Origin of the sequence: Archaeoglobus neptunius (assembly GCF_016757965.1) — an archaeon.
GTDB classification, from domain to species: Archaea; Halobacteriota; Archaeoglobi; order Archaeoglobales; family Archaeoglobaceae; genus Archaeoglobus; species Archaeoglobus neptunius.
In genome coordinates this window covers 61,345-73,991 of record NZ_JAEKIW010000005.1, presented here as the reverse complement: position 1 = coordinate 73,991, position 12,647 = coordinate 61,345, and the positions used below count along the sequence as shown (strand labels likewise).

Annotated in this window: 18 protein-coding genes; 12 read left to right on the top strand and 6 right to left on the bottom strand. The window is 46.1% G+C overall.

The genetic code is table 11. The features are described from left to right. Positions 1-17 precede the first annotated feature (17 nt). The 7 genes from JFQ59_RS04810 to JFQ59_RS04780 all read left to right on the top strand — a co-directional run bounded on the left by JFQ59_RS04810 (position 18) and on the right by JFQ59_RS04780 (position 4,855). Positions 18-653, top strand: coding sequence for a 30S ribosomal protein S3ae (locus JFQ59_RS04810; RefSeq protein ID WP_202319280.1), 636 nt, complete (start codon positions 18-20; stop codon positions 651-653). A gap of 17 nt (positions 654-670) precedes the next feature. Beyond that, positions 671-1,255 carry a 50S ribosomal protein L15e gene (locus tag JFQ59_RS04805; RefSeq protein WP_202319279.1) on the top strand — a complete coding sequence of 195 codons (585 nt, stop codon included), beginning with the start codon at positions 671-673 and terminating at the stop codon, positions 1,253-1,255. Next, positions 1,252-1,689 (top strand): RNA-binding domain-containing protein, encoded by a 438-nt coding sequence (locus JFQ59_RS04800; RefSeq protein WP_202319278.1) that lies wholly within the window; start codon positions 1,252-1,254, stop codon positions 1,687-1,689. The genes JFQ59_RS04805 and JFQ59_RS04800 overlap by 4 nt, the downstream gene beginning before the upstream one ends. Then, positions 1,674-2,276: an RNase P subunit p30 family protein gene (locus JFQ59_RS04795; protein ID WP_202319277.1), complete on the top strand. Its 603-nt coding sequence runs from the start codon at positions 1,674-1,676 to the stop codon at positions 2,274-2,276. Before JFQ59_RS04800 ends, JFQ59_RS04795 begins: the two co-directional genes overlap by 16 nt. A 61-nt stretch (positions 2,277-2,337) precedes the next feature. Next, entirely contained in the window at positions 2,338-3,894 is a 1,557-nt protein-coding gene (gene tes, locus JFQ59_RS04790) for a tetraether lipid synthase Tes (RefSeq protein WP_202319276.1), read from the top strand. After that, positions 3,891-4,418 (top strand): nicotinamide-nucleotide adenylyltransferase, encoded by a 528-nt coding sequence (locus JFQ59_RS04785; RefSeq protein WP_202319275.1) that lies wholly within the window; start codon positions 3,891-3,893, stop codon positions 4,416-4,418. The genes tes and JFQ59_RS04785 overlap by 4 nt, the downstream gene beginning before the upstream one ends. Then, the gene (locus tag JFQ59_RS04780) at positions 4,418-4,855 is read left to right on the top strand and encodes a methylated-DNA--[protein]-cysteine S-methyltransferase (protein ID WP_202319274.1); all 438 of its coding nucleotides are present in this window, start codon (positions 4,418-4,420) and stop codon (positions 4,853-4,855) included. The genes JFQ59_RS04785 and JFQ59_RS04780 overlap by 1 nt, the downstream gene beginning before the upstream one ends. Here JFQ59_RS04780 and JFQ59_RS04775 read toward each other — a convergent pair. From JFQ59_RS04775 to JFQ59_RS04765, 3 genes are all read right to left on the bottom strand, one after another. Then, the gene (locus JFQ59_RS04775) at positions 4,852-5,337 is read right to left on the bottom strand and encodes a rubrerythrin family protein (RefSeq protein ID WP_202319273.1); all 486 of its coding nucleotides are present in this window, start codon (positions 5,335-5,337) and stop codon (positions 4,852-4,854) included. The genes JFQ59_RS04780 and JFQ59_RS04775 overlap by 4 nt on opposite strands. Positions 5,338-5,346: 9 nt before the next feature. Next, a complete protein-coding gene (locus JFQ59_RS04770; protein WP_202319272.1) occupies positions 5,347-5,529 on the bottom strand; it encodes a MarR family transcriptional regulator in 183 nt (60 codons plus the stop codon). Positions 5,530-5,609: 80 nt separating this feature from the next. Beyond that, a complete protein-coding gene (locus tag JFQ59_RS04765) occupies positions 5,610-6,395 on the bottom strand; it encodes an MEMO1 family protein (RefSeq protein ID WP_202319271.1) in 786 nt (261 codons plus the stop codon). A 78-nt stretch (positions 6,396-6,473) separates the two neighbouring features. On the opposite strand from JFQ59_RS04765, the gene JFQ59_RS04760 reads away from it, so the two are divergent. The 3 genes from JFQ59_RS04760 to JFQ59_RS04750 are packed head-to-tail and all read left to right on the top strand — an operon-like array spanning position 6,474 to position 9,303. Continuing rightward, positions 6,474-7,724 (top strand): 3-isopropylmalate dehydratase large subunit, encoded by a 1,251-nt coding sequence (locus JFQ59_RS04760; RefSeq protein WP_202319270.1) that lies wholly within the window; start codon positions 6,474-6,476, stop codon positions 7,722-7,724. Further along, the gene (locus tag JFQ59_RS04755; protein ID WP_202319269.1) at positions 7,721-8,086 is read left to right on the top strand and encodes a Mov34/MPN/PAD-1 family protein; all 366 of its coding nucleotides are present in this window, start codon (positions 7,721-7,723) and stop codon (positions 8,084-8,086) included. The genes JFQ59_RS04760 and JFQ59_RS04755 overlap by 4 nt, the downstream gene beginning before the upstream one ends. Positions 8,087-8,115: 29 nt before the next feature. Next, positions 8,116-9,303 (top strand): potassium channel family protein, encoded by a 1,188-nt coding sequence (locus JFQ59_RS04750; protein ID WP_202319268.1) that lies wholly within the window; start codon positions 8,116-8,118, stop codon positions 9,301-9,303. Here JFQ59_RS04750 and JFQ59_RS04745 read toward each other — a convergent pair. After that, positions 9,281-9,988 carry a (5-formylfuran-3-yl)methyl phosphate synthase gene (locus tag JFQ59_RS04745; protein ID WP_202319267.1) on the bottom strand — a complete coding sequence of 236 codons (708 nt, stop codon included), beginning with the start codon at positions 9,986-9,988 and terminating at the stop codon, positions 9,281-9,283. The two genes, JFQ59_RS04750 and JFQ59_RS04745, sit on opposite strands and share 23 nt — an antisense overlap. A gap of 71 nt (positions 9,989-10,059) precedes the next feature. On the opposite strand from JFQ59_RS04745, the gene JFQ59_RS04740 reads away from it, so the two are divergent. Then, entirely contained in the window at positions 10,060-10,977 is a 918-nt protein-coding gene (locus tag JFQ59_RS04740; RefSeq protein ID WP_202319266.1) for a deoxyhypusine synthase, read from the top strand. Here the strand turns inward: JFQ59_RS04740 and JFQ59_RS04735 are convergent. Beyond that, the gene (locus JFQ59_RS04735; protein ID WP_202319265.1) at positions 10,951-11,748 is read right to left on the bottom strand and encodes an MBL fold metallo-hydrolase; all 798 of its coding nucleotides are present in this window, start codon (positions 11,746-11,748) and stop codon (positions 10,951-10,953) included. The two genes, JFQ59_RS04740 and JFQ59_RS04735, sit on opposite strands and share 27 nt — an antisense overlap. A gap of 141 nt (positions 11,749-11,889) precedes the next feature. On the opposite strand from JFQ59_RS04735, the gene JFQ59_RS04730 reads away from it, so the two are divergent. Beyond that, entirely contained in the window at positions 11,890-12,432 is a 543-nt protein-coding gene (locus JFQ59_RS04730) for a class I SAM-dependent methyltransferase (protein ID WP_202319264.1), read from the top strand. A gap of 2 nt (positions 12,433-12,434) precedes the next feature. On the opposite strand, the gene JFQ59_RS04725 is transcribed toward JFQ59_RS04730, so the two are convergent. Continuing rightward, positions 12,435-12,620 carry a DUF5350 domain-containing protein gene (locus tag JFQ59_RS04725; protein ID WP_202319263.1) on the bottom strand — a complete coding sequence of 62 codons (186 nt, stop codon included), beginning with the start codon at positions 12,618-12,620 and terminating at the stop codon, positions 12,435-12,437. Positions 12,621-12,647: the final 27 nt, after the last annotated feature.

Sequence of the window (12,647 nt, the reverse complement as noted above, 5' to 3'; positions counted from 1 at the left end):
CTCTAAACTGCAAAAGCATGGCGAGAAAGAGAAGAGCTGCAAGAGTTAAGGATAAGTGGACGATGAAAAAGTGGTTCACGCTAATCGCTCCTGAGTACTTCGGAATGGCCGAGCTGGGCGAAACTCCAGCGGATGATGCCAATAAGGTCATTGGCAGGACAGTAGAAACGACGCTTGCCGAGCTGACAAACGATTACTCAAACCAGAACACCTACAAGAAGCTAATTTTCAAAGTGTACAGAGTTGCTGGAGAAAACGCCTATACCAAATTCTGGAGGTTCGAACTCACAAGGGAGTATCTGAACAGTCTGACCAGAAGAAGAACGAGCAAAATAGAGGACATTGTTGATGTTACGACAGCAGACGGCTACAGGCTAAGGGTTAAGACAGTGGTTTTCACAATTAGAAGATGCAAGACAAGTCAGAAGAGGGCAATCAGGGCCATAATGAGAAACATTGTTCTGGAAAAGAGCAGTTCGCTTAACTTCGTCCAGTTTCTGCAGGAGTGCGTACTGGGCAAAGTTCCGGCAGAGATCTACAAAAATGCCAAACACATCTACCCGATCAGAAGGGTTGAGATAAGAAAAATAGAGCTTCTTGAAGAGCCTAAAGGTATTGAAACCCAGCCTGCTGTTGTCGAGGCAGTAGCTTAGTTTGCGTGGTGATGAGTATGAAATCAATGTATGCGTACATCAGGGAAGCCTGGAAGAGGCCGTATGAGGGATACGTTGGGGAGCTCATGTGGCAGAGACTGCAAAAATGGAGGAGAGAACCGGCTGTGGTTAGAATAGAGAGGCCAACCAGGTTGGACAGGGCAAGGTCTCTGGGCTACAAGGCGAAGAAAGGTATCATAGTGGTCAGAGTTAGAGTGAGAAGGGGTGGAAGAAGGGCAACGAGACCCAACAAGGGCAGGAAGAGCAAGGGACTGATGGTTAACAAGAGGACACCTAAAAAGAACCTTCAGTGGATTGCGGAAGAGAGGGCAAACAGAAAGTATCCAAACATGGAGGTTCTGAATTCCTACTGGGTCGGAGAAGACGGGAGATACAAGTGGTTCGAGGTGATACTTGTGGACAGGGATCATCCCGCAATCAGATCCGACAGGCAGCTATCATGGATAAGCAGGCACAGAGGGAGAGTTTACAGAGGCCTGACCTCCGCAGGAAGAAAGGCCAGAGGTCTAAGAAGAAAGGGCAGGGGAGCAGAGAAGGTCAGACCGAGCCTCAGGTCCAATTTCAGGAACAAAAACAGATGAAGGGCAGAATAGAGTGGATAAAAATATCCGCGGTTGTCCACTCTACAGAAGATCGCAATAAGGTTGGTGAAGCAATAGCAACTCTTTTTCCTTTTGAATTTGAAATTGCGGTGAGCAAGGCCAAAGGACACTACGGAAACCCGATAGAATACCTCGAGGTTGAGCTGAGCAGGAACAGGGAGATAAAGATCTTCTGGAATCATTTTCTTGATCTGCTGGGGGAACAGGTCAAGGAAGTCATCGAGACCGTTGAAGACAGGGTTGACGAGCAGAACGTTTTGCACATCCGCATTGATAAGCAGAAAGCCTATCTCGGAGAGGTTGTGCTGAGTCAGAGAGGAGACCCCATTGCGGTCAAGGTAAAGCTCGTTACATTTCCTGCAAAGAGAGAGAACGTCATTCAGCTTGCAAAGGAATTATGTACGACTTCCTGAGGTTCATTCCACGTAACCTCATGAATCTCGGTTTCAGGGGCTATGTTTTCATGTTAGAAGACCCAAATTCCTGCGGAGTGGTTGTGAAGGCTAACACACCAGACGAGCTCAGGAAGAAGCTTAAAAAAATAAAAGGAGAGAAAATCGTCGGGGTTACCGGCAGTGAATCCGTATGCAAGGAGGCTGTGATGAGGAGGAAGGTTGACATGATACTTGACCACGACGACAGGCAGCTGGACTACGCAACCATTAAGCTGGCTGCAGAAAAAGACGTTCTGATTGAGCTCGGTATTGCCAAATTTATCCGAAACAGGGGTTACCGGAGAATGCAACTGTTTGAGAGGCTGAGAGAGGAGGTCACGGTGATAAACAAGTTTGACGTGCCGTTTGTGGTTACAACAGCGGCCGAAAACGAGTACGAAATGAGGACGAGAAAGCAGGTCGAGACATTCTTCTCGTTTTTTGGATGCAACATTGTAAAGGCCAGACACAATGCAGCAAGACTTTTGAGAAAGTATTATGATAATCACTTCATAATGGACGGATTCGAAATTGAAGACTCTACAGAGTCTCAGAATTGGGAATAAAAGTGTTATCACCCACGCCATACAGAAAACTTGATATACTTAGCGCACAGTTTTAATCCTAATGTTGCATACAGAATCGAAATTAAAGAATATCAGGCTTCCTTATAAAACCAGATCTCTCTGTCCTGAATGTCTGAAAGTCCTGGAAGCTGAGGTTTACGAGGAAAACGGAAAGATAATGATCAGAAAAATTTGCGACGAGCACGGAGAAGTTGTCGATGTCTACTGGGGAGACGCAGAGATGTTCAAAAAAGCAGCAAGGTTTGCTGCTGACGGTCACGGAATCGCAACTCCGATCACAAAAAATACGACCTGCCCGTTCAGTTGCGGTCTGTGCAACAACCACAAAAGCCAGACCGCTCTGCTCAACATAGTACTAACCAATCGATGCGATCTGGCCTGCTGGTACTGCTTTTTCTATGCCAGAAGAGCCGGTTATGTCTACGAGCCTACGATTGACCAAGTTAGGCAAATGGTCAGAATTGCGAAAAACATGAAACCTATCGGATGCAACGCTGTGCAGCTTACGGGTGGTGAACCAACACTGAGGGACGATCTAATCGAAATTATAAAGGTGATCAAGGAAGAAGGCTACGACCACATCCAGCTCAACACCAATGGTGTGAGGCTTGCGGAGGATGAGGACCTTGCCCTCAAAGTAAGGGTTGCAGGTGTCAATACAGTCTACCTCTCCTTTGACGGTGTGGATGAGAGAACAAATCCGAAAAATCATCATGAAGTTCCGAAAGTTCTCGAAAACTGCAGGAGGGCACAGCTGGGTATAGTTCTCGTCCCCACAGTAATCAAGGGTGTTAACGACCATCAGCTTGGGGACATCATAAGATTCGCTGCTGACAACATAGACATCGTCAGAGGGGTGAACTTCCAGCCGGTCAGCTTGGTTGGCAGCATGCCGAAAAAGGAGAGAGAGGAGTTCAGGATTACAATTCCCGACTGCATTAAGGCTATTGAAGAACAAACTAACGGAGAAATAAGCAGAGAAGACTTCTATCCTGTCCCGAGTGTAGCACCCATATCGAGATTCGTGGAGGTTATTTCCGGAGAGCCTCAGTACGAGCTGACGACACACTTTGCATGTGGAATGGCAACATACATATTCAAAGATGGGGGCAGATTGATTCCGATCACGAGATTTGTGGATGTTGAGGGTTTGTTTGAGTTTCTGAACGAGAAGGCAGAGGAAATTGCAAAGAGCAGAATGAAGACCGTAAAGGCACTGAAAAACGTTATCGATTTGAGAAAGTTCATTGATAGCTCAAAAGCGCCAAAAGGTTTCAACGTCTCCAGAATACTGTACGATGTGCTGGTGAAGCACGATTACTCCACTCTTGGTGAGTTCCACCTCAAATCCCTGTTCATCGGAATGATGCATTTCCAGGATCTGTACAATTACGACATAGCCAGGGTTGAAAGGTGCGAAATTCACTACGGCAGTCCTGACGGCAGAATAATTCCGTTTTGCACCTTCAACGTTATACCCGAGAAATACAGGGATGCGATACATGAAAAGTACGGAATCTCGATAGAGGAGTGGGAAAGGAAAACGGGTAGAAAGCTAAAGGATGACATAAAAAGACCTGTACGGAGACCACGATGAAAAGGGCTTTCTTCGTAGGCAGATTTCAGCCTTACCATCTCGGACATCACGAGGTTGTAAGGAACATCATCACAGAGGTGGACGAACTGATAATAGGGATTGGCAGCGCACAGGAAAGCCACTCCATTGAAAATCCCTTCACAGCCGGCGAAAGAGTTCTGATGATTTCAAGGGCTGTGGATGAGATAAAGGACGAGCTGGGTGTTAATACGAAAATTTACATTATTCCGCTTGAGGATATTTACCGAAACAGCCTGTGGGTATCTCATGTATGCTCAATGGTTCCGCCCTTCGATGTTGTGTACACGAACAATCCGCTTGTCTACAGACTTTTCAAAGAGGCAGGTTTCAATGTCATGCACACAAGAATGTACAACAGAAATGAATACCACGGTACAGAAATAAGGAAGAAAATGCTCGAGGGTGGTGACTGGGAGAAATACGTCCCCAAAGCCGTGGCGGAGATAATACGGGAAATCGACGGCATAAAAAGGCTGAGGGATATATCCGGCAGGGATTTCTGATGAGCTTTTCGGTTTGCTGGGACAGAATATACTTCAACGTGGTCGTGAGAGATGGTTCCGTAATTCGATCCTTTTTTTCCGCTGCCCCCGCTTTCGACATGTCTGACGGTGAGTACAGATCCCAGATAGAGGAGTACTTCGAAGGCACGAGAAAAAAGCTCAAGATACCATTGAACATTGAAGTTTCGGATTTCACCCGTAAGGTGCTGAAGGAGGTTTCCAGAATACCGTACGGGAAGACACTGAGTTACTCAGAAATTGCAGAAAAACTGAAATCTTCACCACGAGCTGTAGGTCAGGCTGTTAAAAGGAATCCCGTCCCCGTCATCATTCCGTGTCATCGTGTTGTGGCAAAGAACGGGCTTGGCGGATATTCCAGCGGGTTAAGAATCAAGATGAAACTGCTTGAGCTGGAATTCAAAAATTTAAAAAATTAGAATTCAACAAATCTATCCCTAGATGTGTTGCACAGCGGACAGGTTTCCGGTGGCTCGCCCTCCATTGCGTACCCGCAGACAGGACAGACATAAATTTTGCCTTCAAAGTCCTCTCCGCTCTCTATCAGTTTTTTAAATATTTCTGCATGAACTTTCTCCGTTTCAAGAGCCCACCTTATGCTTGACGTCGCCCTTTTGTTCCCTTCCTTCAAAGCCTCCTCGTAAAATTTTGGATACATCTCCGTAATCTCATAGGTTTCTCCTGCATGTGCTGTTTCCAGATTCTTTTTAACGTCGTTCAAGTCCTCCAGAACCCTCAAATGGTTTTTGGCATGGATAAATTCTGAAAAGGAAGCTGCTTCAAATACTCTTGCCACACCTTCCAGTCCCTTATTTCTCGCAATCTCCGCAAATATTTTGTACCTGACCATTGCCTGACTTTCCCCCGCATATGCGTTTCTTAAATTCTCATCCGTACTCACAATACCACCTCACCCCTTAACGGCATAATAGCATCTTTTAGGAGAGTGGACCAGACCTTCTTTTTTGAGTTCCTTTATAATTTTCGACACCTCCTTGCTGTCTAGTCCGGTCTCCTTGGCTATCTCACCCGGTCTTACAGGTTTTCCAGCCTTCTTCATCGCTTCGAGCACGAGCTGCTTCGCATCGCTCATAATAAAAACTACTTTTCCAGTTATATAAGTTTTTTGTTCGAAATTCGTAATTTAAAGTAGTTGAATGGCACTGATAAAATTTACACCCTGAATACTATCCCGGCATAACCAACAACCTGGTTTCTGTCTGCAACGTCACCGCTCGTTGAGTAGTCCACAAGCTCGGCTTTTGCCCCCTTTTTCAGTGCATAGTTCATTGCCACAGCTATGCAGCCATAACCACAAACACTTGCCTGAAGTCGATAGATTGTATCGTAGTACTTCCCAACATCCATCGAAAGTATTGCGTCGATCACCTTTTCATCAAGTCTTCTGCACTCCTCATCCGGCAAATAGTGATGCATGTCCGAGGATGCGATAACAACAATTTTTCTACCTGTTTCCTCTTCCGCCGCACTTATCTCTTCCGCCACCTCTCTGGCCGTTTCTTCATCCTGCAATCCAAGACAGATGGGAACAATTTTGAAGTTATCGTGCAGAAACTGCAGAAACGGAACCTGAACCTCAAGGGAGTGCTCGTATCTGTGAGCCGTCTCGTCAACATCAATGATTATTCCCGGCATCGCCTCTATGAAATCCTCATCAACCTCAACCTCCCCCAGGGGGGTAAGCCAGGTATCCTTCGAAACTGCGACCGGCAACCCCATACCCGTGTGGTTCGGTCCGAGTATTACAAAAGTCTCCGCATCGGGGAGAAGAGAATGGACCCTTCCTGCCGTTCTGCCAGAATATACGTAGCCTGCGTGCGGGGAAACACATGAAACCACTCTTTCGTCCTTGGAGGGTGATGTGTACTCCTCCAGCATCGCTATCAGTGACTGTCTGTTTGAGGGATAAAAGCTACCAGCAACTCTTGGATGTCTCATAATTTACTCAACTCACGAAACCCTATAAAGTTTGCCTCCAACTCAAAAGATTAAAAAGCCATGAATTGATTTTAATGTATGGGCAAAACTATTGCGGAAAAGATACTCAGTGAAAAATCAAAAAGCGATGCTTATGCTGGCGATCTTGTGGTTGCTGAGATCAACCAGATAGCTCTCCAGGACGGGACCGCTCCTCTGGCAATAAGACAGCTTGCGGAACTGGGAACCGAGATCAAAGCAGCAGAAAGGGCGCACTTCTTCGTCGATCATGCAGCACCCTCTCCAAGGAAAGAACTGAGCAACGACCAGAAGCTAATATTCGAGTTTGCAAAGAAGATTGGGGCGGATTTCAACCCACCTGGAGAGGGAATCATCCACCAGTTAATGGTTGAGAGGTACGTTAAGCCGGGCGACCTTGCGGTTGGGGCTGACAGTCACACATGCACATATGGCGGAATTGGGGCGTTTTCAACAGGAATGGGATCCACCGATGTTGCTATCGCCATCGCACTGGGTAAAAACTGGTTCAGGGTTCCGGAGTCTTTCCGGATCGAGCTTGTCGGCTACTTTCCGAAGGGCGTTTACGCTAAAGACGTTATTCTGAAGCTTATTGGCGATCTTGGTGTTAGTGGAGCGACGTACAAAGCACTGGAATTTCATGGAGCGTGTGCTGAGAGAATGAGTGTTGAAGAAAGGCTAACAATCTCCAACATGGCGGTTGAATGCGGTGCCAAGGCAGGACTTTTTGAGAGTGATGAAAGAACAAGACAATTTCTGGCGGAACTTGGAAGAGAGCAGGATTTCAGAGAGATTTTTGCCGATGAGGATGCCGAATACGAGAGAGAAATAACCGTTGACGTGTCCAACCTCGCCCCGATGGTATCCAAACCGCACAACGTTGACAACGTTGCGGAGATAGAGGATGTGGAGGGTACGGAAGTCAATCAGGTCTATATAGGTACCTGTACAAATGGTAGACTTTCCGATCTGGAGATAGCGGCCAGGATCCTCAAAGGGAGAAAGGTAAAGGATGGTGTGAGACTCATCGTTGTCCCGGCCAGCAGAAGAGTCTATCTGAAGGCAATGGAGATGGGGCTGCTCAGAATTTTTGTTGAAGCGGGCGGTATGGTGCTCTCCCCCGGATGCGGTCCTTGTGTTGGCATCCACCAAGGAATTCTGGCTGATGGGGAAGTTTGCATTTCAACACAGAACAGAAACTTCAAAGGACGAATGGGAAACCCAAATGCGTACATCTACCTCTCATCCCCGGCAACCGCGGCAGCAAGCGCTGTAAAAGGTGTCATCGCAGATCCGAGAGAGTTCCTATGAAGATCTCAAAAGAATTGTTAAGGACAATACTCGAAGCAGCGAAAAGTTCCCACCCGGACGAGTTCATAGCATTGCTCGGTGGCAGCAAAGGAGTGATGAGCGAACTCATCTTCCTCCCTTTTGTTTCAGGCTCGGTCTCTGCGGTCATACATCTCGACATGCTTCCGATAGGTATGAGGGTTTTTGGAACGGTTCACAGCCATCCATCGCCGAGTTGCAGACCATCGGATGAGGATATGTCGCTGTTCACCAGATTTGGAAAATACCACATAATTGTCTGCTATCCATACGGAGAGAACAACTGGAAGTGTTACGACAGAAGCGGCAAAGAAGTTGAACTTGAGGTGGTTGAAGAAGATTAATATAGGATAAGAATTTAATAGGAATTGAAATGCCTCGAACAGTTAAAGATCTGCTTGTGGACATTAAAGACACAACAGAACTTATGGTCGATCTCGCATATTCTGCAATTCTTTACAACAACGAGGATATTGCTGAGGAAGTTCTTGAGCTGGAATCGAGAGTTCTTGACCTGCTCAAGCAGATACGGGTCGTTTCGGTTCTTGCAGCAAGAAGGGTGGAGGATGCAGAAAAGGTTTCGTCAATACTCACAATCGCCAATGCAGGACAGAAGATAAGCAGTGCTGCAGGAGATATCTCATCACTCGTTTTAAGGGGCTTCAAGCTTTCCGAGGAAATAGTGAAGCTGATACTCTACCACTCCGAGGAGACGGTGGTTAGAGTTAGGGTTCCGGAGGATTCGGACATAACTGGGAAGACACTTGGCGAGTTAAAACTGCATACCAAAACAGGTATGAGGATCATAGCGATAAAAAGGGGATTTAGCTGGATTTTCAATCCCGATAGAGACACGATCGTTTACAAGGAAGACCTGATTTTTGCAAGAGGTGATCCTTCTGCAGTTCCGAAGTTCTACGAATACGTAACGGGTAAACCTGTGCCAGCAACACCGGAACCGCAGGATATACAGATTGAGGAGCTGGACAGGGCTGTTGATATGGTTATAGAGATGAAAAACCTATCCGAACTCGCAATAGACCTTGCCTACTCCTCCTTAATTTACGGAAATGATGAAATCGCCCTTGAGGTAGTTTATCTGGAAGAGATAATAGACAATATGAAGTTTGAAATTCAGAGAAACATCCTGCTTTGCAGCAAATATTTCGACAGAGAGCAGCTCAAACCGCTCATGTCCATTATCGAAATAGCCTACTCCTCGGAACAGATAGCAGATGCAGCAAGAGACATATCGGAGATTTTACTGGACAAAATGGATGTTCCAGCGATCTTCAAAGCGGCAATGAGAGAGACAGACGAGGTGCTCACGCTGGTAACGGTTTCGGAAAACTCCCCGCTGCATGGAAAAACACTTGGAGAGGCAAGAGTTGAGAGCAACACAGGCATGCACGTAATTGCCATAAAGAGGAAAAATGACTGGATTACAAAACCCACTGCCAACACCAAGATTTTCAGCGGTGATTTACTCATTGCAAAGGGAACAAGAGAGGGGGAGAGTGAGCTTCTGAAGCTCTGCTCTACCCGTGCACAGCTTCCATGAGCTTTACAACGAATTCCCTTTTTATCATCGAGTTCCTGTCCCTCTCACAGACTATTGACCTCACGCCTATTATATCCGGTGAAAGTTCCTTCAGGAGGTCTATGTGATGCCAGCCGATGTTCCCCGCTAACGCAACCATCAAACCGCTGTCCTTTGCCAGCCCAATGAACTTTCTAACATCCTCCACCTTCATGTGGTCGAAAAGAGATGTGCCATCCTTTATTGCCGTATCCACCATCACAATATCCGCTCCAGCCTTTGAAACCACATCGGGAAGTTCCAGTGGATTCACGGAGTTGATCCGATAGAAATCCCCATACCCTGCGGCAACAACTTTTTTATCGGGATTGTACTCCTTCACGGCCTTCGTCACCGCAATCATCATTTCATAGGCTTCTTCTGCGTTTCTAACTCCATAGAGTCCAACTTTAATGTAGTCCGCCCCTGCAACAGCAGCACCCAATGCAGCAAGGCTCGCTGTACCCGGTTTGTATGGCATGTCCCCGGTTGTTGCGCTGATCTCCTTACCATGTTTTTTGGCGAGCTCAGAGATTTCTTTGATTACCCAGGGAAAATTCGCTCCAAGAGACCCTTCGGCGGGGTTTTTCACGTCAATAATGTCTGCCCCACCCTCAATGGCCTCAACAGCTTCAGCAATACTCATGGGGCTAACCAGTACCTTCATCAAGAGGTTGTTTATTGGCTGGTATATATGCCTTTTGAAAGAACTTTAAACCCTTGCCGAAATGCAGATTCATGAAAGTTCAGAGTCCGGAAATCAGAGGGGGAATCAGAGTTTCAGAACTAATAGAAATGATGAAAAGAACCGGATTCAATGCAAGAAGGCTTGGTGAAGCCGCACAGGTTTGCAATGAGATGATAAAAAACGACACCTTCGTTTTTATGACTGTTGCAGGGGCGATGGTTCCTGCCGGTATGAGAAATATAATAGCAGGAATGCTCAAAAATGGGTTCGTAAACTGCCTTGTAACAACCGGGGCAAATATCGTGCATGAGATTTCTGAATCTCTGGGGCTTGGCCATGAGATCGGCTCCTCATACGCCAATGACCTGGAACTGGCTGAAAGAAACATAAACAGAATTTACGACGTGTTCATAGCTCAGGAGGCTTTTGAGAAAATTGAGGAATTCCTTTCAGGGGTTATCACCGAGCTTGATGGAACTTACACGAGTTACGAATTTCTGTGGGAAATTGGAAAAAGACTTGACGACAGCAGTTCTTTTCTCAGAATAGCCTGGGAGAAGAAAATTCCTATTTTCTGTCCCACCCTCCACGACTCGATAGCCGGCCTGCATGTCTCAATATACAGAAAAGACCTGCAGATAGATTTTTTTAGAGATGTAAACAGAATGATAGACCTCTGCTTCCAGAAAAGGAGGATGGGTGTGATTATTGTTGGAGGGGGTGTTCCAAAAAATTTCACCCTTCAGGCCATGCTTCTGGCCGATGGCTTTGATTATGCGGTGCAGATCACCACGGATTCTCCACAGTGGGGTGGCCTTAGCGGTGCAACACTTGAGGAAGCCAAAAGCTGGTGCAAGCTTAAGCCAGATGCGAAAGCTGTTACAGTCTACTGTGATGCAACAATCGCACTTCCTCTCCTCTATGCATTTATGCTCGACTCATCACTCTCTGGGCAAACCGAGAAGTGATTTCACCATGTTTTCTCTCGCCCACTCTTTTTCGCTGACAAATTCCATTAAAATTGCCTTTTGAGAAGGACTGGGGAAGATTGCATTAACAATATCATCGATACCCCTGCCAGACGCATAAAGTTCCTCGGCCCTCGCCTTCAAACCTCTGAGATAATCCACATACTCCTCAACTTCCTCTCTCGTTGAAACCCCAACACCTGTGTACGCACGGGAAAAATCGTATTCCAAAACCCACTCAATGGATGCGATGGTTTCGAGCAAATCCTCCTCCCTCATGCAGACCATCTGGGCGGTGTTGATCACCAGATCACTGCAGAAAAGCTTGTCATCAACAAGATAACTAACATGGTCAAAACTGTGACCGGGAGTTTTAATCATCAGAACTTCCAGTCCATCAAAAACCATCTTTTCTCCAGCAACCTTCACATCCACGATGCTCTCGGGCTGACCCCAGCTTATCTTTCTGTACTCCGGAATGTCGGGCGGATTTTTGAGTATTTCAACCGAATCCGGTGGGACATACACCTCAGTAATGTTCCTGAAAAGGCTGACAGCTCCTATGTGATCCTCATGGTGGTGTGTAATGAGTACAGCCTTTATTTCCCTTTCCCTGAAATGCTGAAAAACCTCCAGTGCGGTGTTGACACAGCCGGTATCGAAGAGAAGACCTCTGTAGTGGTAGAGATAAACCCAGTGAAAAACTCTCCCCCGAACCTCAGTGCCAACCCTAACCGCTTCGACATCCCCGTACATTCTGGACAGAAGCATGTGATCCCTGATTTTTACTTAATTTAACCTTACCGAATTATTTTGAAAGCATGCACTTTAAATACCTTTCAACTATTCCTAATAATCAAAAATGTTGAAAACTGGGGAAAAATTAAAGTTCAGCCATAAAGATGTGAACGAATGCCTCACATCTTCGACCCCGAAAAAGCCCATATCCTGGAGTCAGAATGGCGAAAAAAAGTATTTCCTCCAGACAGAGTAATGAAATTCATTGACGACATCGAGGGGCTTCGAAAAAATATTGCGTTCGATATCGGGGCTGGTACAGGTTATCTCACAGTGCCACTTGCAAAAATGTTCAAAAAAGTATATGCTGTTGAGATCAACGTAAAAATGGCCGAAAAATTGAGAAAAAGGATTGAAGATGAGAAGGTGCTGAATGTTGGAATAATAGTTTCAGAAAAGCCACCTGAGATAGACTTTCACATTGACCTTGTTCTGTTTTCAAACGTTCTCCATGAAATGGAAAACCCGCAGGAATACCTTGAATGGGGGAGCAGAGCAGACTACGTCGTTGTTGCAGAATGGAAAAAAGAGGAGACGGAGTTTGGACCACCGGTAAACGAAAGACTGAGCCTAGAAGAGATAACAGACTTATCGGGCTACAAAATGGTTAAGTTTGAGGAGCTGCCTTTCCACTACCTGGCAGCATTTAAAACGTAAATTTAACTCCGCACTCCAAGGATGGATTTCTGGGATCTCTTTATCCTTCTCCTCTTTTTGCCATCAGATGTATACTTCTGGTTCGGTCCAGGCTTCTTGTAGTCCTGCCACTTTGTGGGAACGAGCCTGTACTCATTACTGTTTCTCTTCTTTATCTTAACCCACGTTACACTGCCTGTCTTACCCATGTCCTCACTTCGACTCCCAATTTAAAA